We start from the raw sequence: 17,833 nt of genomic DNA on the forward strand, positions 1-17,833 counted from the left end.
CTTTCACCGCCAGCCGCCGCAAGGCCCGGACTTGGGGGCTCATCACCCAGCAAGAGATCCGACCTCCTGCCAGCCCGGCACCGGCGCTTCCCCCCGCTGCCCGGTGCGCACCGGGGTCCCGTGGAAGATCGCGAGGATGAGGATACGGGAGGTGGATAGGGGTGTGGAAAAGCGGGAGCGGCTATCCACGCGGGTTGCTGACAGATGGTGACAGCCGCTCTTGCCTTACGAAGCAAATCTTCCGCGTCGCGATCCTTCGCACCCCCCTCTGGCCTGCCGGCCATCTCCCCCACAAGGAGGGAGATCACGCCGTCATCGGCGCCGCAGCTAATCGCCAACATCGCAAGGCTTATCCTTGCGACGTTGCAGGACGAGCGCCGCCGGCGACGAGATTAATCTCCCTCCTTGTGGGGGAGATGGCCGGCAGGCCAGAGGGGGGTGCGAAGGATCGCGACTGAGGAGATGTTGCAAGACTTCCCGCGTGGCGATTAATGTTCAAAAAACGCAAAAACGGTGGAATTCTCTCCCCGCCCCCGGCACCAAAATCACCACCACACCCCGCCTCGCGTCACCCGGATGCGCGGGCGCCCGCCATCGGGCGGGTTGATCGATATGTCGCTGGCCGGCCGGGTGTCGTCGGCGAAGTCGCTGTTGGCCGCGTTGATGAAGCCGCGCGCGCCATGCGGCAGGTAAGTGCCGGGATGCGCACGGATCTTCGGGATCATCGAGGGCCGTGGCGCGCGCGGCAGGTCCGGTGCGCCGGCGACGGCAAGTTCATCGGCGACCTCCGCCCCCTTCAGCGCCCGCAGCCGGGCGACGCGGTCGGCGGTCAGCGGGTGGCTGCGCAGAACCGAAGGGTCGGGAATGCGGCCGCTGGGCAGGATGATGTTTTCCCACAGCTTGCCTTGCGCGCGTTCGAGCTTGGTCAGCGCCGAGGCCAGCCCATCGGGATCGCCGGTCAAGGCTGCTGCGCCAAGGTCGGCATCGAATTCGCGGGTGCGCGACAGCGCCATCTGCAGCAGGCCGCCGACGGTGGGGGCTGCCAGCAGCACCAGCACCGCCAGCCACGGCACCTGGGCGCGGAAACCGCCGGCAAAGCCGAACAGGTTGAAGAACAGCGAAAACAGGCCGACCGTCGACATGAACGAGGTGAAGCGCGACACCATGTCGGCAAAGGCCATCACCTTCACGTCCTCATGGGCGATGTGGCTGATTTCGTGGGCCAGGACGCCGGCCAGCTCGCGCGGGGTGAGGTTGCGGGCGAGCGCGTCCGTGACGGCGATGGCCGCATCGTCGCGGCGGCCGACGGCAAACGCGTTCATCATCTTGGACGGGATGACGTAGAGCTTGGGGACTGCCGGTAGCTCGGCCCGTCGGGCGAGCTCCTCGACGATACGGAAGCCGGCGGGAAAGTCGGCCGCGCCGACCTGACGCGCCTTGTACATGGACAGCACCATCTGCGGGCTGATGCGCCGCACCGCCCACATCGAGACGGCACCGAAGATCAGCGCATAAAGCAGGCCCGTGCTGCCGGCGAAGGCCCATGCCGTGATGCCGAGCAGCAACAGGCTGCCGGCCCCGAGCAGCCAGGTTTGCAGCATATTCAGCGTGCGGTTGCGCCGATGCTCGAATAGGTTGATGGAATGCGGTTCGCTCATACCCCAAATATGAGCTTGCCACAGGCTTTTGCCGAGTCCCGCGCATGAAATTTGCAGAACGCTTGCGCTGCCAGAAGCCTGTTCTTATATACGCCGCAACACCGCTTCGGCCCGGAAAACCGGTATCCGGAGCGGCATTCTGAGTGAACAGGGGCTTTCGTCGGAACGCCTTTATGGGTCCAGAGAGCCTGCTTAGCGGAGAGAAGACTTTAAAATGGCAAAAGTTATCGGCATCGACCTGGGAACGACCAATTCCTGCGTCGCCGTCATGGACGGCAAGGACGCGAAAGTCATCGAGAACGCGGAAGGCGCGCGCACGACCCCTTCCATCGTCGCCTTCAGCGGTGACGGCGAGCGTCTCGTCGGCCAGCCGGCGAAGCGCCAGGCGGTCACCAATCCTGAAAACACCGTCTTTGCGGTCAAGCGCCTGATCGGCCGCCGCTATGACGATCCGGTCACTGCGAAGGACAAGAAGCTTGTCCCCTACGAGATCGTCAATGGCGACAATGGCGACGCCTGGGTCGAGGCCGGCGGCAAGAAGCAGTCGCCCAGCCAGATCTCGGCAATGATCCTGCAGAAGATGAAGGAAACGGCGGAAGCCTATCTCGGCGAGAAGGTCGAAAAGGCCGTCATCACCGTTCCGGCCTATTTCAACGACGCCCAGCGCCAGGCCACCAAGGACGCCGGCAAGATCGCCGGCCTCGAAGTGCTGCGCATCATCAACGAGCCGACCGCGGCAGCGCTGGCCTATGGTCTCGACAAGACCGAAGGCAAGACCATTGCGGTCTATGACCTTGGCGGCGGCACCTTCGATATCTCGGTTCTCGAAATCGGCGACGGCGTGTTCGAGGTCAAGTCGACCAACGGCGACACCTTCCTCGGCGGCGAAGACTTCGACATGCGCCTGGTCGAGTACCTGGCGGCCGAGTTCAAGAAGGAACAGGGCATCGACCTGAAGAACGACAAGCTGGCCCTGCAGCGCCTCAAGGAAGCTGCCGAAAAGGCCAAGATCGAGCTGTCGTCGACGACCCAGACCGAAATCAACCTGCCCTTCATCACCGCTGACGCGACCGGTCCGAAGCACCTGACGCTGAAGCTGTCGCGCGCCAAGTTCGAGCAGCTGGTCGACGACCTCGTCCAGCGCACGATCGAGCCGTGCAAGGCTGCGCTCAAGGATGCCGGCCTCAAGGCTGGCGAGATCGACGAAGTGGTCCTGGTCGGCGGCATGACCCGCATGCCCAAGATCCAGGAGATCGTGAAGCAGTTCTTCGGCAAGGAGCCGCACAAGGGCGTCAACCCCGATGAGGTGGTTGCTCTTGGTGCCGCCATCCAGGCCGGTGTGCTGCAGGGCGACGTCAAGGACGTGCTGCTGCTCGACGTGACCCCGCTGTCGCTCGGCATCGAGACGCTGGGTGGCGTGTTCACCCGCCTGATCGAGCGCAACACCACGATCCCGACCAAGAAGAGCCAGGTTTTCTCGACGGCTGAGGATTCTCAGTCGGCGGTGACCATCCGCGTCTTCCAGGGCGAGCGTGAAATGGCGCAGGACAACAAGATGCTCGGCCAGTTCGACCTCGTTGGCATTCCGCCCGCACCGCGCGGCGTGCCGCAGATCGAAGTGACCTTCGACATCGACGCCAACGGCATCGTCAACGTCTCGGCCAAGGACAAGGGCACCGGCAAGGAACACCAGATCCGCATCCAGGCATCTGGCGGCCTGTCGGACGCCGACATCGACAAGATGGTCAAGGACGCCGAGGTGAATGCCGACGCCGACAAGAAGCGCCGTGCGCTGGTCGAGGCACGCAACCAGGCCGAAAGCCTGCTGAACAGCAGCGAAAAGTCGCTCAAGGACTATGGCGACAAGGTCACCGAGGCCGACCGCACCGCGATTTCCGATGCGATCACGGCCCTCAGGACCGCCACCGAAAGCGACGACGTCGAGGCGATCAATGCCAAGTCGCAGACGCTTGCCGAAGCTTCGATGAAGCTCGGCCAGGCGATGTACGAGGCGTCGCAGAAGGAAGCGGCTGAATCCGATGCCGCGGCTGACGCGGCCAAGGACAGCGACGTCGTCGACGCCGATTTCGAGGAAATCGACGACAACGACGACAAGAAGAAGTCGGCTTAAGTGCCCATTTCGAGGCTCTGACAAGAAAGCCCGGCGGTTTGGCCGGGCTTTTTTGCAACCTGAAGCGAAAAAGTGCGGCGAAAGCCGCGCAAACTCTGGCATCGCGGCCTCAGGCTCACTAAATCGAAGCCTGTCGCCAGAACACCGGCAAACAATGCCACAAGACATTGGGCAACCGGCAGCGGGAAGATATGAAAGCTGATTTCTACGAAACGCTGGGCGTCCAGAAGGGCGCTGACGAGAAGGAGCTGAAGTCGGCCTTCCGCAAGCTCGCCATGCAGTTCCATCCCGACCGCAATCCCGGCGACGATGCCTGCGAGCACAAGTTCAAGGAAATCAACGAAGCCTACGAGACGCTGAAGGACCCGCAGAAGCGCGCCGCCTATGACCGCTTCGGCCACGCCGCCTTCGAGAATGGCGGCATGGGCAATGGCGGCGGCGGCGGTTTCGGTTCGGGCGGCTTTGCCGACATCTTCGAGGACATCTTCGGCGACATGATGGGCGGCGGCCGGCGTCGCTCCTCAAACGGTCGCGAGCGCGGCGCCGACCTGCGCTACAACATGGAGATCACGCTCGAGGAGGCCTTTGCCGGCAAGACCGCGCAAATCCGCGTGCCGACGTCGATCCTGTGCACCGAATGCGCCGGCTCCGGCGCCAAGCCGGGCACCCAGCCGGTAACCTGCTCGATGTGCGCCGGCCACGGCAAGGTGCGCGCCAGCCAGGGCTTCTTCTCGATCGAACGCACCTGCCCGCAGTGTCAGGGCCGCGGCCAGACCATCAAGGACCCGTGCGGCAAGTGCGCCGGCCAGGGCCGCGTCACCGAAGAGCGTTCGCTGTCGGTCAATATTCCCTCGGGCATCGAGGACGGCACCCGCATCCGTCTTGCCAATGAGGGCGAAGCCGGCCTGCGCGGCGGCCCGTCGGGCGACCTCTACATCTTCCTGTCGGTCAAGCCGCATGAGTTCTTCCAGCGCGACGGCGCCGACCTCTATTGCAAGGTGCCGATCTCGATGACGACGGCAGCCCTTGGTGGCTCGTTCGAGGTGGCGACGCTCGACGGTACCCAGACGCGGGTGAAGGTGCCTGAAGGCACCCAGAACGGCCGCCAGTTCCGGCTCAAGGGCAAGGGCATGCCGATTTTGCGCCAGCCGCAAATCGGCGATCTCTACATCCAGACAGCGGTCGAGACACCGCAGAGCCTGACGCGGCGCCAGCGCGAACTGCTCGAAGAATTCGAAAAGCTGTCCTCGACCGAGAATTCGCCGCAATCGAGCGGCTTCTTCTCGCGCATGAAGGACTTTTTCGAGTCCTTCGGGGACAAGTGAGAATTGTTTCTGCCGTAACGTAAATTGAGCCAGCTTTCCGCTTGCCTTGAGCCACTTTGCTGTTATTTCTCCGGCAGCAGGGGTGAGGAGATCAAAGTGATGCCACGCGGTTCCGGATTGCGCAAAACCCTTGCGGCCAAGTTCGACGACGAGTTGAAGTTCTTCAAGGGCTGGATCGACAAGCCGAAAGCCGTAGGCTCGATCGTGCCGACGAGCTCGTTCACCGCAAAGCGCATGGCCTCGGTCATCGACACCAAATCAGGCCTGCCGGTCCTCGAAGTCGGTCCCGGCACCGGCGTCATCACCAAGGCGATCCTGGCCCACGGCGTGAAGCCGGAAGACCTCTACACGGTCGAATACTCCGCCGATTTCGTCCAGCACCTGCGCCGCAACTTTCCCGGCGTCAACGTCATCGAGGGCGACGCCTTCGCGCTTGATGCCACGCTCGGCGACAAGAGCGGGCTGGTCTTCGATTCGGTCATCTCGGGCGTGCCGCTGCTCAACTTTCCCGTTGCCAGCCGCGTCGCCTATCTCGAAGGCCTGCTCAAGCGCATTCCCGCCGGCCGTCCGGTGATCCAGCTCACCTACGGGCCGAAGTCGCCGATCCCGCCGGGGCTGGGCAACTACACGGTCGAGCATTTCGACTTCGTCATCCGCAACATCCCGCCGACGCAGCTTTGGGTCTATCGCCGCGGCAAGCACTGACCTTGCCTTTCCGGCGCAAATCCGGGTCGAAAACCGCTTCACGTTTGCCCGATTTGCTCTATACCCGCAGCCATGAGACTGAGCGCGCGCCTGGACACGCGCAGCAGGATGGTTGATGCCGATAATCCCCAGGATCCTCGTCTTCGCCGGTTCGACCAGGACGGGCGCCTATAGCGGCCGGACTGCCGACTGCGCCCAGAAGGAACTGGCGCTGCAGGGCGCCGACGTGACCCGCATCTCGCTGGCCGACTATGAGCTGCCACTGATGAACGAGGATCTCGAGGAGCACGAAGGCGTACCCGAAAACGCCGTGAAGCTCGCCCGCCTGATCGACATGCATGACGCCGTGCTGATCGCCACGCCTGAATATAACGGCTCGATGCCGCCGCTGCTCAAGAACGCCATCGACTGGGTCAGCCGTGTCAGCCGCGACGGCACCACGCGGCTTCGGCCCTACCCCGACAAGCTGGTGGCCATCTGCTCGTCGTCCGACGGCCATTTCGCCGGCATCCGCAGCGCCACCCATCTGCGTTCCGTGCTGTCGCACATCCAGATGGACGTGATCTCGCCGCAGGTTTCGGTGCCGCATGGCGGCCAGGCCTTCGACGAGAACGGCGATTTCCGCGAAGAACGCCTGCGCAAGGGCATGGAGCGGCTGTGCCGCGAACTGATCCAGCGGGCGATACTGCTGTCAACGAGGACCGAGCCATGAAGATCGAAGCAATGCGCGACCGGCTGATCGTCGGGCTCGACGTGCCCAGTGTGAAGGACGCCGAACAGGTGGTCCGCGACCTCGACGGCACCGCCACCTTCTTCAAAATCGGCTACCAGCTGGCCTTTGCCGGCGGTCTCGACTTCGCCCGAGAGCTTGCCAGCGACGGCAAGAAGGTGTTCCTCGACATGAAGCTGCTCGACATCGACAACACGGTGGCCAAGGGCGTCGAGAACATCGTCAAGATGGGCATGGCGATGCTGACGCTGCATGCTTACCCCAAGGCGATGAAGGCAGCGGTGGAAGCGGCCAGGGGCAGCGACCTGCGCCTGCTGGCGGTCACCGTGCTGACCTCGATGGACGAAAAGGACATGATCGACGCGGGCTACGAGTACGACCCGCACACGCTGGTGCTGCGCCGTGCCGAGCAGGCGCTCAAGGCGGGCATGGGCGGCATCGTCTGCTCGGCCAGCGAGGCGTCCGCGGTGCGTCGCATCGTCGGCCCAAACATGGCGGTCGTCACCCCCGGCATCCGCCCGGCGGGCAGCGACCATGGCGACCAGAAGCGCGTCGTTACCCCTGCCGACGCCATCCGCAACGGCTCCAGCCATCTCGTCGTCGCCCGGCCGATCGTCGGCGCGGTTGACAGGCGGGCTGCCGCCCAGGCTATCCTGGAAGAGATGGCACAGGCCTGAGCATTTTCGGGGAGGAATTGATGACCAAGGCTTACTGGATTGCACGCGTCGACGTGCGCGACCCCGAGGGTTACAAGGGCTACGTGGCTGCCGCGAAGCCGGCCTTCGAACGCTTCGGCGCCAAGTTCATCGCGCGCGGCGGCGCTCATGAAGCCGTGGAAGGCCCCGGCCGCGCCCGCAACGTCATCATCGAGTTCGCTTCGATGGAGGACGCGCGCAACTGCTATTTCTCGGCTGAGTACCAGCACGCGAAATCGATCCGCCAGCAATTCGCCGATGGCGAGATCATGCTGGTCGAAGGCGTCTGACCGCTACGCCTGCCGCTATGCCGGAGGCATGCGGCCGGTGCGGACGGAATAGGCGACGGCATTCCGGCCGGCCTGCTCGGCCTGGCGCGGGGCGGCCTCGAAATCATAGGGTACGGCTCGCAGTTCTGCCGCCCACCCGTCGGCAAGGCTTTCGACGATTGCATATCGCGCGTGGGGAGCCCCGGCCTCCATCACATGCGGGACGGGCGTCGTGTCGCGATATCCCGGCATGCCGACACTGCCAGGGTTGACGATTAGGATGCTACCGGCGGAAGCGATGCGTGGAATATGGGTGTGGGCGCACAGGACCAGGCGCGCCTTGGCGATCCCTGCAAGCCTGGGAAGGATGGCTTCCTCCGCATCCAGCATCGGGCGGCCGGAACTGACGTCCTCGAGAAGATATTCCAGATCGCCGCCCGCTGGGCTTCCATGGCAGGCAAAGACCTGTCCATCCGCGAGTTCGAGTGTCCCTGGCAGGCTTGCCATCCATTCGAAATGCGCGCCGGTCAGGCGGGGGCTCGCAAAGGCATCCGACAGGCCCGTGCCGCCTTGGAGCAATTGGCGCTCGTGGTTCCCGGCAATCGTGGGGCATTCGAGGGCAATCTGCATGTCGGCACTGCGGGCCGGATCGAAAGGCCCCGAGACAAGATCGCCGAGATTGACGATGAGGTCGGGTGCGGAGGCCCGTATGTGGGCCAGGACCGCCTCGAGCGCCAGCGCGTTTCCGTGAACATCAGCGATTGCAGCAATTCGCATTGAACCCCCGATTTCCGTGCCGACACCGACGCTAGTGCAAGCCGGCGTCGATCGACAAGCGCTCGGTTGACTGCGTGGTACCCCAACTGCCCGTTCCCACGCCATCTTTCGGCGGTGCACAATGTCAAGGCATGGCATTTGTAAGCCGGCGGCCGCGATGGAAACGCTTTTTCAACAGCTTGGACTAAAGGATGACCCTGTTTCGCACCAAGTCGCATATTGCATCGCAGCAGATGTTTGCTACCTTTCGCTGCATTGCATGACGGGCCTCCGGCCGGCTCGCCTCCCCGAATGGCCGTATGAGGACATCATGTTTTACCAGCTCTATGAATCGACCCACGCCGCGCTGCAGCCGGCGCGCGCCTATGCGGATGCGGTCAAACTGTTCTATTCCAACCCGCTCAATCCATTTTCGCACATGCCGCTCGGCCGCTCCGTGGCGGCGATGGCCGAACTGTTCGAACGCACCACCCGCCGCTATGGCAAGCCGCAGTTCGGCCTCGACAAGACGGTGGTCGACTGGCAGCCGGTGGCGGTGACCGAGAAGGTCGCCTGGTCGCGGCCGTTCTGCAACCTGATCCGTTTCGAACGCGACCTGCCCGCTGGACGCCGGCCCGATCCCAAGCTGCTGATCGTCGCGCCGATGTCGGGCCACTACGCCACGCTGTTGCGCGGCACGGTCGAGGCGATGCTGCCGCATGCCGACGTCTACATCACCGACTGGACTGACGCCCGCATGGTGCCGGTGACCGAGGGCAAGTTCGACCTCGACGACTACATCGATTACGTCATCGACATGTTCCATGCGCTCGGGCCGGACACCCACGTGATGGCGGTATGCCAGCCTTCGGTTCCGGTGCTGGCGGCGGTGGCGGTGATGGAAGCGCGCGGCGATCGCTTCGTGCCTTCGAGCATGACGCTGATGGGCGGGCCGATCGACACCCGGCGCAACCCGACCGCAGTCAACGAACTCGCCGAGAAGAAGAGCATCGAGTGGTTCCGCGACAACGTCATCATGCAGGTGCCATGGCCTGCACCCGGCTTTGCCCGCGACGTCTATCCGGGCTTCCTGCAGCTGTCGGGCTTCATGACCATGAACCTCGACCGCCACATCATCGCCCACAAGGACTTCTTCATGCACCTGGTGAAGAACGACGGCGACAGCGCGGAGAAGCACCGCGACTTCTACGACGAATATCTCGCGGTGATGGACCTGACCGCCGAGTTCTATCTCCAGACGGTCGACACCGTGTTCGTGCGCCACGCCTTGCCCAAGGGCGAGATGACCCACCGCGGCCAGCCGGTCGACACCTCGGCGATCCGCAATGTCGCGCTGTTCACCGTCGAGGGCGAGAATGACGACATTTCCGGCCTCGGCCAGACCCAGGCCGCGCACGACCTGTGCAGCAACATCCCCGCGGACATGAAGGCGCACTACATGCAGCCGGCTGTCGGCCACTACGGTGTCTTCAACGGCTCGCGCTTCCGCGCCGAGATCGTGCCGCGCATCGTCGACTTCATGACCAGCTACGGTGCCTCCGCACGCAAGCCGGCCAAGCCGCAGCTGGTGCGCAAGGCCTGATTTCAGGCCGCCAGTCGCCAACCCGTCTTATCCACAGCAAGGCCCGGCGCCAACCGCCGGGCCTTGCTGCATTGTGGCGCCGCCTGGATAGGCAAGGGACGCCCTAACTCTTTGAATCCGCATAGCGCGCATGCCGAAAGCCGTTTGCCGGCGTGTGCGCCGGCGCGGCGCGTCCTGTTGCACAATAGTCGCGGCGCAGCACCCGCGGTAACCATGTCTGCAATCTGCCGCGAGGTTTCATTGACTCCAGGCCGCCCTCGACCTTAACGTTTTATTAACGATGTAAAGGGGCGAGCGGGGCAGATGATTTCCGCAGCAGGCGTGCGGTGCGCGGCGGGGCGTGCCGGTGTGTTTTTGGGGCTGGTGGCGGGCGTTGTCCTGTCTGCCGGCGCGGCCTTGGCGGCGTCGCAGCCGATGGTCACCGGCGGGCTGACCTCGCAGCCGATCGGTCACTACGATTTCTGCCGCCTCAACCCCAGGGAATGCTCGATCAAGCAGCGCGACACCGGTCCCGAGCAGATGACCGGCGCCCTGTGGCGCAAGATGGTGGCAGTCAACGTCGCCACCAACGCGGCGATCAAGCCGATGAACGATATCGACATCTACGGCCGCGACGAGGTCTGGATCTATCCGGCCAATGGTGAGGGCGACTGCGAGGACTATGTGCTCGAAAAACGCCGCATGCTGAGCCAGGAAGGCGTTTCGCTGGCGAACCTGCTGATCACCGTCGTGCGCAAGCCTGACGGCGAGGGCCATGCGGTGCTGACCGTGCGCACCTCCAAGGGCGACTTCGTGCTCGACAACCTGACGGACACCGTGCGTCAGTGGGACGAGACCGGCTATCGTTATCTCAAGCGCCAGTCGAGCGAGAACACCGGCCGCTGGGTTTCGATCCGCGAAGGCCAGGCGACGATGGTCGGCTCGGTCAAGTAATAGGTCGAATACCCCTTCAGCCGCAGCGTCACCGAACCCGACGCAGCCCAGCGTGCTCTCAGCAACCGAGCCTGTCCTATCCAGGGACGACCCTTGCGCCATGCGCCAGCCGGCGGCGATCGGTGCAGGCCGGCGCCCACCTGCTCCCGCGCACCAAGCAAATCACTTCGGGCGACGGCCCAACTCTACGCCGCCTGCGCCATGCGTTCCGAGCTGATGCGGTAGGAAATCGCCTCGGCGAGATGGATGCGGCCGACCGTCTCGCTGGCGTCGAGATCGGCCAGCGTCCGCGCCACCTTGAGCACCCGGTGATAGGCACGGGCGGAAAAGCCGAGCTTTTCGCTGGCGTCGCGCAGCAGCGCGAGCCCGGCGGCATCGGGTATGGCGATATCCTCGATCAGGCCGGCGGAACATTGCGCATTGGTGGTGGCGCCGGTGACGCCGTGGCGCTCCAGCCGTTCGCGCTGGACCGTGCGAGCCCGGGCGACGCGGGCGGCGACATCGGCGCTCGCCTCCGCTTTGCCGGCGCGGATCAGGTCGGTGGCGGAAACCGAGGGCACCTCGATGCGCAGGTCGATGCGATCGAGCAGCGGGCCGGAGATACGCGCCTGATAGTCGGACTGGCAGCGCGTGCCGCGCAGGCATCGGTAGCCGGGCTCGCCGGCCATGCCGCAGCGGCACGGGTTCATCGCCGCGACCAGCTGGATCCGTGCCGGATAGGTGATGCGGTGGTTGACCCGGGCGATCATGCATTCGCCGGTTTCGAGCGGCTGGCGCAGCGAATCGAGCACCTGCGGCGAAAACTCGGGGAATTCGTCGAGAAACAGCACGCCGTGATGGGCGAGCGACACCTCGCCGGGCCGCGCCCGCAAGCCGCCGCCGACCATCGCCGCCATCGAGGCGGAATGGTGCGGCGCACGGAATGGCCGCCGGTCCGTGAGCTTGCCCTCGGCCAGTTCGCCGGCGACCGAGGCGATCATCGAGACTTCGAGCAGTTCCTTGGGCGAAAGCGGCGGCAGGATGGAGGGCAGGCGCGCCGCCAGCATCGACTTGCCGGCACCGGGAGGACCGACGAACAGCAGGTTGTGGCCGCCGGCCGCTGCCACCTCGAGCGCGCGCCTGGCGCTTTCCTGGCCCTTGACGTCGGCAAGATCCGCGATGCCGGTGGCCGGCGCGCGGATGCCGGCTTCGGGCCGCGAAAGCACCTGCGTGCCGCGAAAATGGTTGGCAATCGCAATCAGGCTGCGCGGCGCCAGGATGTCGATGCTGGCGCCGGCCCAGGCGGCTTCCGGCCCGCTGGCCGCCGGGCAGATCAGCCCCTTGCCCTCGGCATTGGCGCCGATGGCCGCCGGCAGCGCACCCGCAACCGCCGAGATCGTGCCGTCGAGCGACAGTTCGCCGAGCACGACATAGGCGGCGAGCGCGTCGCCCGGCAACGCACCAAGTGCTGCCATCAGGCCGAGCGCGATGGGAAGATCGTAGTGGCTGCCCTCCTTGGGCAGGTCGGCGGGTGCGAGATTGACGGTGACCTTCTTGGCCGGCATCGACAGACCCGAGGCATGCAGCGCCGCCTGCACACGTTCGCGGCTTTCGGCCACCGCCTTGTCGGGCAGGCCGACGATCTGCATGCCGACCTTCCCCGGCGCGACCATCACCTGCACGTCGACGGGAACCGCCTCTATGCCCTGGAATGCAACAGTGCGCACGCGCGAAACCATGCTGCCCCCTCCGCCCGGCTGCCCTAAACGCACGATCAGGTCGCGGACGATTTCTTGAAAGACAAGCATAGATCACATGCTGATGCAAGAACATTTAAAGAACATCGGTGGCAGTTGCTTGCGCTCACTCGAATGCCGGTAAAGCGCGCGGTGCCGGGCGCCGGATAGGGAATCTTAAATGCTTGTGTGCGAATATAAGGCGCATCAAAGAGAAGGTGATCGACCTCGCCATGCGCCACAGGCTGCCTATGCGAAAAGTCGGACGGCCGGGCGCCCTTTCGCGCCGCGGCGCGGCCAGGATCGCGGAACTCGAGGCGCGTCTGGCGGCGCAGGCGACGCTGATCCGCGAGCAGGCCGCCTCGCTTGCACACAGCCAGAAGATCTTCGACAGGTCCTCGGCAGCCGCCCGCATCGGCGTCTGGCAATGCAACCTCGCCGACCAGGCGCTGGTATGGACCGACGTCGTCTACGACATCTTCGATCTACCGCGCGGGTCGGCGCTCGAACGCCAGGAAATCGTCACGTGCTATACGCCGGAGTCGGCGGCGGAGCTCCATGTCAGGCGCAGCCAGGCGATCGCGGAGCGCACCGGCTTCTGCCTGGACGCCGAGATCATCACGGCCAAGGGCAATCGCCGCTGGATCCGCATCACCGCATGCGTCGAGTGCGAGGACGGCGTCGCCGTGCGCATCTTCGGCCTGAAGCAGGACATCACCGAAGAGAAGATACTCGCCGACCAGACGCGCTATCTCGCCGAGATCGACGTCATGACCGGGCTTGCCAATCGCAGCCAGTTCCAGTCGAAGCTGGCGGCATGGACCGAGCTGTGTGCCGAGCACCCCGCCCCCGGCGCGCTGCTTCTGCTCGACCTCGACGGCTTCAAGCAGATCAACGATACCTTCGGCCATGTCGTCGGCGACGAGTGCCTCAGAGAGGTGGGCCGGCGGCTCGAGAGCGCCTGTAGCGGCGCGCAACTCGTTTCGCGCATCGGCGGCGACGAATTTGCCGTGCTGTCGGGGCCGAACCTCGACCTGCAGGCGATTTCGGCGCTTGCGCTTGCAATCATCGAAAGGCTCGGCCAGCCGATAGATCACTGCGGCACCCCGCTCAGGCTCGGCGGGTCCGTCGGTATCGCGCTGTTCGAGGCCTGTACGCCGTCGGAACTGCTGGTCAGGGCGGATACCGCGCTCTATCGGGCCAAGGCGGCCGGGCGCAACACGTTCCGCATCTTCAGGCCGGGCGATACCGCCGGCCTGCGCGGCCATCGCGCCGCGTAGGCGTTGACCGGCATCACAGGCCACCGACCAGGCTTGTTCCGGGCAAGCCATGCTGGTATGGCAACCAAAAGATCAAGGCGAGCATTCGCGACATGAACATGGGCACAGTCGAGTCCGCAGACAGATAAGCCGCAACAACACCGAGACGTTGTTGCGGCGCCCTGCCCTCTCATTTCCCTAGACAAGCGAAGTGGCAGATCGCCGCCAGATGAAATTCATTTGAGCGGATGCATTGTCATGCCCAATCGAAACTTTTCCACGTGGGGCCATTCCCTCCCCGCGGCGCTGCTGCTGATGGCGCCCTTCGACATCCTGGCCTCGCTGGCCATGGACATCTACCTGCCGGTCGTGCCGGAGATGCCGGCCATCCTCGGCACGACGCCGGACATCGTCCAGCTGACGCTGAGCCTCTACATGATCGTGCTCGGCCTCGGCCAGGTCGTCTTCGGCCCGGTCTCCGACCGGATCGGCCGCCGGCCGGTGCTGATCGGTGGCGCGGTCCTGTTTGCGGCAGCCTCGTTCCTGCTCGCCGGCACATCGTCCGCGGCGATCTTTGTCGGCTTGCGCGTGCTCCAGGCGCTGGGTGCGTCGGCTGCCCTTGTCGCCACCTTCGCCACTGTGCGCGACGTCTATGCCGAGCGGCCGGAAGGCACCGTCATCTATGGCCTGTTCAGTGCCATGCTGGCCTGCGTGCCGGCACTCGGCCCGATCGCCGGGGCGCTGATTGCCCATGGCCTGGGCTGGCGGGCGATCTTCTTGAGCCTCGGCATTCTTGCCGTCGGTGCCGTGCTGAATGCGCTGCCGCGCTGGCACGAGACACGGCCCGATACCGTGCGGTCGCGGCCGGTGTTCCGAAAAATCCTGAAAAGTCCGACCTTCTGGGTCTACACGCTTGGCTTCAGCGCGGCGATGGGCGCGTTCTTCGTCTTCTTCTCGACGGCGCCGCGCGTGCTCATCGAGGGGGCCGGCTATTCCCAGCTAGGCTTCAGCATGGCCTTCGCCACGGCGGCGGTGGCGATGATCGTCACCACACGTTTCGCCAGACTGTTCGTGGCGCACTGGGGCATTGCCGGCAGCCTCGCGCGCGGCATGGTCCTGCTTCTGCTTGGGGCAGTGCTGCTCACGGTCGGGCAGCTGTTCGCCGAACCGTCGTTGCTGACCTTCGTCGTCCCGATGTGGGTGATTTCAGTTGGCATCGTCTTCGCCGGCTCGGTGACGGCGAATGGCGCGCTCGAGGCATTCGGCGATGCCGCGGGCACCGCCGTGGCGCTCTACTTCTGCGTCCAGAGCCTGATCGTCGGCCTGATCGGCACGCTGGCGGTGGTCGTGCTCGGCGGCGATACGGCCTGGCCGCTCGTCGCCTACTGCACGATCATGCCGGTAGTCACCCTTGGCGGCCTCTGGCTGCTCGGACGACGTTAGCGAAAAGTGGAGGCGGGCCGCTCAGGCCCGCTTCTTCTCCACTGCGTCCCAGAACAAAGCCGCGATGTCGGCGCCGCCGAATTTCTTGACCTCGCGGATGCCGGTCGGCGAGGTCACGTTGATTTCGGTCATGTAGTCGCCGATGACGTCGATGCCGACGAGGATGAAGCCGCGTTCGCGCAGCGACGGGCCGATGCGGGCGCAGATCTCGCGTTCGCGCTCGGTCAGCTCGGTCTTCTCGGCACGGCCGCCGGCATGCATGTTGGAGCGCGCATCGTGTTCAGCCGGCACGCGGTTGATGGCGCCGACGGGCTCGCCGTCGATCAGGATGATGCGCTTGTCGCCCTTGCGCACGTCCTTGAGGTAGCGCTGGACGATGTAGGGCTCGCGGAACATCTGACCGAACATTTCGAGCAGCGACGACAGGTTGCGGTCGGCCTCGTGCAAATGGAAGATGCCGGCGCCGCCATTGCCGTAGAGCGGCTTGACGATGATGTCGCCGAACTCCTTGCGGAAGGCGGTGACTTCAGCCGGATCCTTGGTGATCAGCGTCTCCGGCATCAGGTCGGCGAATTCAGTGACGAAGATCTTTTCGGGGCTATTGCGCACCCAGGCCGGGTCGTTGACGACCAGCGTCTTCGGGTGGATGCGCTCGAGGATGTGGGTGGTGGTGATGTAGTTCATGTCGAAGGGCGGATCCTGGCGCAGCAGGATCACGTCCATCTCCGACAGGTCGGTACGTACGGGCTCGCCAAGGGCGAAGTGGTCGCCCTTGATGTCGCGCACTTCGAGCTTCTCGATGCGGGCAAAGACCTTGCCGTCGCGCATCGACAGCCGGTCGGGCGTGTAGTGGAAGAGTTCGTGGCCGCGACGCTGCGCCTCCAGCGACAGCGCGAACGACGTGTCGCCGGCGATGTTGACGGTGGAGATATGGTCCATCTGGACGGCGATCTTGAGCGGCATGGAGGTCTCCGGCGCAACTGGTCGATGGTGATGGCGCGGACAAGCGGAACCGGCCGCACGCCTGGTGACGAGGATGTAGCAATTTGGCCGTCTTATGCAATGGCAGGGCGGCGTCTTGGCACTGCGCAATCGCCTGATGCGGCCTTGCAAGCGCTCCGCGCAACTTTGGCGGACCGGGGCAACCGGCAGGGATTGAAACCGGTTTCGCAAATGACGGATTGAATACAATTCCTAAACGCTTTGCTGCCAGTGTCCTGCAACGATTGCAATCATTGGAAGAACAGAGACTAGGTATGTCACTCGGCGCGAGCTATTCGGACAGGGATACGGCGGATCTGGCCTTCACCGACGCCTTGACCGGCCTCGGAAACCAACGCCGTTTCTTCGACAAGGTCGAGCGCCTGATCGGCGACCGCGCCGAGGACCCGGCACCGTTCACCGTCGGCATCCTCGATCTCGACGGCTTCAAGCCGATCAACGACCTGTTCGGCCATCGCGCCGGCGACGAGATCCTGGTCCAGGTGGCGATGCGACTGCGCGCTGCTTGCGATGGCTATTCGGCAGTCGCGCGCATCGGCGCCGACGAATTCGCCTTCCTCTACCCGCTGGTGTTCTCCGAGGATGCCGCGGCCGAAAAGGCCCGCATGCTGATCGAGATCCTGTCGGCGCCCTATGATGTCGGTGAGCGCACCGCGCGCCTGTCGGCCTCGGTCGGCTGCTCGCTGTTCCATTCCAGCGACGACACCACCGAGACGCTGGTGCGCAAGGCCGAGACCGCGCTCTACCACGCCAAGCGCTCGGGCCGAGGCCGCGTCGTCGTCTACACCCGCGAAATGGAAGAGGCGGCCAAGCGCGTCACCCGCATCGAGCAGGCGCTGCGCCGCGCCGTCGCTGCCGGTGAGGTCGCTCCGCATTTCCAGCCGATCGTCGATCTCAACAGCCGTCGCACCATCGGTTTCGAGGCGCTGGCCCGCTGGACCGATCGTGACCTCGGACCGGTGTCGCCGGCAGTTTTCATTCCCATCGCCGAAGAACGCGGCATCATCGGCCCGCTGTCGCAGCTGGTGCTGCGCAAGGCGGCGGAAGCGGCGCGCAGCTGGCCGAAGGACATGTTCCTGTCGTTCAACCTGTCGCCGTCGCAGCTCGTCGACCAGAACACCGGCCTGCACATCTTGTCGATCCTCGAACGCACCGGCTTCGACCCGCGCCGGCTCGAGATCGAGATCACCGAAACGGGCCTGATGACCGATCCGGCCTCGGCCGAAAAGATCGTCGAGGATCTTCGGCGCGTCGGCATCCGCGTCTCGCTCGACGATTTCGGCACCGGCCAGTCGTCGCTCGGCCGCCTGCGCGAATTCCGCTTCGACAAGCTCAAGATCGACCGCGCCTTCGTCGCCTCGATCCTCGAGGACCGGCCGTCCGAACACATCATCCGCGCCATCCTGGCGATGTGCGAGGGCCTCGGCATGGATGTCGTTGCCGAAGGCATCGAGATGGAAGCGCAAGCCGAGCGGCTGGTGCAGTTCGGCTGTGCCGGCGGGCAGGGCTATCTGTTCGGCCGCCCGACAGATGCCGACGCGACGCTCGGCTACCTCCGCGAAGCCCATCGCGGCGCGGCCTACGCGCGGGCGATCTGAGCAAAGGCAAG

General features: G+C 64.9%; 15 protein-coding genes. 11 read left to right on the forward strand and 4 right to left on the reverse strand.

The window, feature by feature from the left end; translation table 11 throughout:
- Positions 1–545: 545 nt before the first annotated feature.
- Entirely contained in the window at positions 546–1,658 is a 1,113-nt protein-coding gene (locus tag WHT83_RS04535; protein WP_406873086.1) for a zinc metalloprotease HtpX, read from the reverse strand.
- A 214-nt stretch (positions 1,659–1,872) separates the two neighbouring features.
- Between WHT83_RS04535 and dnaK the strand changes: the two genes are divergently transcribed.
- The 6 genes from dnaK (at position 1,873) to WHT83_RS04565 (ending at position 7,534) form a co-directional block, all read left to right on the forward strand.
- Positions 1,873–3,789: a molecular chaperone DnaK gene (dnaK, locus tag WHT83_RS04540; protein WP_108606106.1), complete on the forward strand. Its 1,917-nt coding sequence runs from the start codon at positions 1,873–1,875 to the stop codon at positions 3,787–3,789.
- A gap of 191 nt (positions 3,790–3,980) precedes the next feature.
- The gene (gene dnaJ, locus WHT83_RS04545; protein ID WP_108606105.1) at positions 3,981–5,114 is read left to right on the forward strand and encodes a molecular chaperone DnaJ; all 1,134 of its coding nucleotides are present in this window, start codon (positions 3,981–3,983) and stop codon (positions 5,112–5,114) included.
- Positions 5,115–5,213: 99 nt separating this feature from the next.
- On the forward strand, positions 5,214–5,819 hold the full coding sequence (pmtA, locus tag WHT83_RS04550) for a phospholipid N-methyltransferase PmtA (RefSeq protein WP_108606104.1): 606 nt from the start codon (positions 5,214–5,216) through the stop codon (positions 5,817–5,819).
- A 115-nt stretch (positions 5,820–5,934) separates the two neighbouring features.
- Positions 5,935–6,531, forward strand: a complete 597-nt coding sequence (locus tag WHT83_RS04555; RefSeq protein ID WP_108606103.1) for an NADPH-dependent FMN reductase — start codon at positions 5,935–5,937, stop codon at positions 6,529–6,531.
- Complete coding sequence (gene pyrF / locus WHT83_RS04560; RefSeq protein WP_108606102.1) at positions 6,528–7,226, forward strand: orotidine-5'-phosphate decarboxylase; 699 nt, start codon at positions 6,528–6,530, stop codon at positions 7,224–7,226. The genes WHT83_RS04555 and pyrF overlap by 4 nt, the downstream gene beginning before the upstream one ends.
- A 20-nt stretch (positions 7,227–7,246) precedes the next feature.
- On the forward strand, positions 7,247–7,534 hold the full coding sequence (locus tag WHT83_RS04565; protein WP_318763108.1) for a DUF1330 domain-containing protein: 288 nt from the start codon (positions 7,247–7,249) through the stop codon (positions 7,532–7,534).
- A gap of 15 nt (positions 7,535–7,549) precedes the next feature.
- On the opposite strand, the gene WHT83_RS04570 is transcribed toward WHT83_RS04565, so the two are convergent.
- The gene (locus WHT83_RS04570; protein ID WP_406873087.1) at positions 7,550–8,290 is read right to left on the reverse strand and encodes a metallophosphoesterase family protein; all 741 of its coding nucleotides are present in this window, start codon (positions 8,288–8,290) and stop codon (positions 7,550–7,552) included.
- A gap of 310 nt (positions 8,291–8,600) precedes the next feature.
- On the opposite strand from WHT83_RS04570, the gene WHT83_RS04575 reads away from it, so the two are divergent.
- Together WHT83_RS04575 and WHT83_RS04580 are read left to right on the forward strand one after the other, a co-directional pair.
- On the forward strand, positions 8,601–9,872 hold the full coding sequence (locus WHT83_RS04575; RefSeq protein ID WP_406873088.1) for a polyhydroxyalkanoate depolymerase: 1,272 nt from the start codon (positions 8,601–8,603) through the stop codon (positions 9,870–9,872).
- 303 nt (positions 9,873–10,175) lie between these two features.
- Entirely contained in the window at positions 10,176–10,805 is a 630-nt protein-coding gene (locus tag WHT83_RS04580) for a transglutaminase-like cysteine peptidase (RefSeq protein ID WP_108606099.1), read from the forward strand.
- Between the two features lie 185 nt (positions 10,806–10,990).
- Here WHT83_RS04580 and WHT83_RS04585 read toward each other — a convergent pair whose 3' ends face one another.
- Complete coding sequence (locus WHT83_RS04585) at positions 10,991–12,523, reverse strand: YifB family Mg chelatase-like AAA ATPase (RefSeq protein ID WP_406873089.1); 1,533 nt, start codon at positions 12,521–12,523, stop codon at positions 10,991–10,993.
- A gap of 215 nt (positions 12,524–12,738) precedes the next feature.
- Between WHT83_RS04585 and WHT83_RS04590 the strand changes: the two genes are divergently transcribed.
- On the forward strand, positions 12,739–13,800 hold the full coding sequence (locus tag WHT83_RS04590) for a diguanylate cyclase domain-containing protein (protein ID WP_406873090.1): 1,062 nt from the start codon (positions 12,739–12,741) through the stop codon (positions 13,798–13,800).
- 237 nt (positions 13,801–14,037) lie between these two features.
- Positions 14,038–15,222 (forward strand): CmlA/FloR family chloramphenicol efflux MFS transporter, encoded by a 1,185-nt coding sequence (gene cml / locus WHT83_RS04595; RefSeq protein ID WP_406873091.1) that lies wholly within the window; start codon positions 14,038–14,040, stop codon positions 15,220–15,222.
- Positions 15,223–15,243: 21 nt separating this feature from the next.
- Here the strand turns inward: cml and gshB are convergent, their stop codons facing one another.
- Positions 15,244–16,185 (reverse strand): glutathione synthase, encoded by a 942-nt coding sequence (gene gshB, locus WHT83_RS04600; RefSeq protein ID WP_406873092.1) that lies wholly within the window; start codon positions 16,183–16,185, stop codon positions 15,244–15,246.
- A gap of 293 nt (positions 16,186–16,478) precedes the next feature.
- Here gshB and WHT83_RS04605 point away from each other — a divergent pair, with 293 nt between their 5' ends.
- On the forward strand, positions 16,479–17,822 hold the full coding sequence (locus tag WHT83_RS04605) for a putative bifunctional diguanylate cyclase/phosphodiesterase (protein WP_406873093.1): 1,344 nt from the start codon (positions 16,479–16,481) through the stop codon (positions 17,820–17,822).
- The last annotated feature ends 11 nt before the right edge of the window (positions 17,823–17,833 follow it).

This window comes from Aminobacter sp. P9b, assembly GCF_045345995.1.
GTDB classification, from domain to species: Bacteria; Pseudomonadota; Alphaproteobacteria; order Rhizobiales; family Rhizobiaceae; genus Aminobacter; species Aminobacter niigataensis.

Excerpts from the sequence above, each read along its gene's own strand:
- WHT83_RS04535 (WP_406873086.1), bottom strand. The coding sequence starts at position 1,658 with ATGAGCGAACCGCATTCCATCAACCTATTCGAGCATCGGCGCAACCGC.
- dnaK (WP_108606106.1), top strand. The coding sequence starts at position 1,873 with ATGGCAAAAGTTATCGGCATCGACCTGGGAACGACCAATTCCTGCGTC.
- dnaJ (WP_108606105.1), top strand. The coding sequence starts at position 3,981 with ATGAAAGCTGATTTCTACGAAACGCTGGGCGTCCAGAAGGGCGCTGAC.
- pmtA (WP_108606104.1), top strand. The coding sequence starts at position 5,214 with ATGCCACGCGGTTCCGGATTGCGCAAAACCCTTGCGGCCAAGTTCGAC.
- WHT83_RS04555 (WP_108606103.1), top strand. The coding sequence starts at position 5,935 with ATGCCGATAATCCCCAGGATCCTCGTCTTCGCCGGTTCGACCAGGACG.
- pyrF (WP_108606102.1), top strand. The coding sequence starts at position 6,528 with ATGAAGATCGAAGCAATGCGCGACCGGCTGATCGTCGGGCTCGACGTG.
- WHT83_RS04565 (WP_318763108.1), top strand. The coding sequence starts at position 7,247 with ATGACCAAGGCTTACTGGATTGCACGCGTCGACGTGCGCGACCCCGAG.
- WHT83_RS04570 (WP_406873087.1), bottom strand. The coding sequence starts at position 8,290 with ATGCGAATTGCTGCAATCGCTGATGTTCACGGAAACGCGCTGGCGCTC.
- WHT83_RS04575 (WP_406873088.1), top strand. The coding sequence starts at position 8,601 with ATGTTTTACCAGCTCTATGAATCGACCCACGCCGCGCTGCAGCCGGCG.
- WHT83_RS04580 (WP_108606099.1), top strand. The coding sequence starts at position 10,176 with ATGATTTCCGCAGCAGGCGTGCGGTGCGCGGCGGGGCGTGCCGGTGTG.
- WHT83_RS04585 (WP_406873089.1), bottom strand. The coding sequence starts at position 12,523 with ATGGTTTCGCGCGTGCGCACTGTTGCATTCCAGGGCATAGAGGCGGTT.
- cml (WP_406873091.1), top strand. The coding sequence starts at position 14,038 with ATGCCCAATCGAAACTTTTCCACGTGGGGCCATTCCCTCCCCGCGGCG.
- gshB (WP_406873092.1), bottom strand. The coding sequence starts at position 16,185 with ATGCCGCTCAAGATCGCCGTCCAGATGGACCATATCTCCACCGTCAAC.
- WHT83_RS04605 (WP_406873093.1), top strand. The coding sequence starts at position 16,479 with ATGTCACTCGGCGCGAGCTATTCGGACAGGGATACGGCGGATCTGGCC.